General features: G+C 38.7%; 1 protein-coding gene and 1 pseudogene. Both read left to right on the plus strand.

Annotated features, from left to right (window positions below; translation table 11 throughout):
• The first annotated feature begins 18 nt into the window (after positions 1–18).
• Positions 19–1,110: a nitronate monooxygenase gene (locus AC30RD_RS09060; protein WP_489494204.1), complete on the plus strand. Its 1,092-nt coding sequence runs from the start codon at positions 19–21 to the stop codon at positions 1,108–1,110.
• Positions 1,111–1,117: 7 nt separating this feature from the next.
• Positions 1,118–1,666 (plus strand): annotated as a pseudogene (locus AC30RD_RS09065) (N-acetylmuramoyl-L-alanine amidase); the annotation flags it as partial.

Here is a 1,666-nt window from a genome sequence, read left to right on the forward strand (position 1 = left end):
AAAACTAAAGGTACATTAATGAGTTTCAAGTCTTTAAAAATTGGAAAATACGAGATAGAAAAGCCAATCGTTCAAGGTGGAATGGGTGTAGGTATTAGTTGGGATCAGTTAGCAGGTACAGTTTCCAAAGAGGGTGGTTTGGGAGTTGTAAGCTCTGTTGGAACAGGATACTATAAAAATAAAGAGTATGCTCATAAACTTGTTGCAAACAGACCCCTAAGTGAGGAGAATTTTTACTCCAAAGATGGTTTTAAAGCTATTATAGACAATGCTAGAAAAATTTGTGGAAACAAACCTCTAGCAGCAAATATTTTGTATGCTATTAACGGATATGGGGATGTAGTACGTAATGCGTGTGAACTTGGTGTAGATATTATTATAACCGGTGCCGGTTTGCCTACCAATATGCCGGAGTTTACAGAGGGGTACCCTGATGTGGCACTTGTACCGATTGTTTCTTCTCCAAAAGCACTTAAAATTATTTGTCGCCGTTGGCAGAAACGTTATAACAGACTTCCCGATGCTGTTATTTTAGAGGGTCCCAAATCGGGAGGGCATCAGGGTTTTACCTATGAGCAGTGCCAAATGGAGGAGTATCTGCTTGAAAATCTTGTGAAACCTGTTGTGGAGGAGGCACAAGAGTGGGGTGGTATGCCTGTTATTGCTGCAGGTGGTATCTGGGATAAAAACGATATAGAACAGATGATGGAGCTTGGCGCAAGCGGTGTACAGATGGGTACACGATTTATCGGTACGTATGAGTGTGATGCACACGCAAACTTTAAAAAAGTGCTTTTGGATGCAAAAAAAGAGGATATCAAACTTATGAAATCCCCTGTTGGTTACCCTGCTCAGGGGGTGGTAACACATCTTACCCACCTTGTTGAAAAAAGGGAGGGACCTGCCATTAAATGTATATCAAACTGTGTTGCACCGTGTAACAGAGGTGAAGAGGCAAAAGAGGTTGGTTTTTGTATAGCAGACAGACTCTCTGATGCGTATGAGGGGAATACAGAAACAGGGCTTTTCTTCTCCGGAACAAACGGATACAGACTCAATGAGATTATCTCTGTGGAAGAGTTGATGAAAAAACTTACAGAGGGCGAATAAAAGGGTAATGTATCGCTCTTTCCTTTTTCTACTGTTTTTTGCGGTATCGCTTTTTGCTCTTAGTGATACGCAAATATTACACAGAGCCCAAAAGCTTGTAAACTCTTCTTATAAAAGTGAACAGTTTCGTGCTTACAACGATTATAAAAGCCTCTATCTTAAAGCTTTGGTTCAAGGGAACGATTCCCTTCGTATAAGTGCTTTAAAAGGGATAGTTAAAAGTGGGAGGAGACTTCATATAGATGTCTCTTCTTATGCAAAAGAGTTGGCATCCTCCTCTTATGCAAAAAAAAATCCAAGTAAAAAAAAGCAATACAGTACAAAAACAACTAAGAAAAAGATTTATATCAAACCCTCATCAAAATTACAATCTCTTCGTTGGAAAGATGGGCGACTTGTTCTTACTTTTGAAAAAAAGCTTCAAACAAAACAGATAAACTATTTTACCCTCTATGATGCAAAAAGAAAAAGGTATAAATATGTTTTTGATATTCATGCTTCGATGTTAAGTAGATCACAAACATTGCGGCATAAAGATGTCGATACAATTAAACTG

This window comes from Nitrosophilus sp. (assembly GCF_982775275.1).

Excerpts from the sequence above, each read along its gene's own strand:
- AC30RD_RS09060 (WP_489494204.1), top strand. The coding sequence starts at position 19 with ATGAGTTTCAAGTCTTTAAAAATTGGAAAATACGAGATAGAAAAGCCA.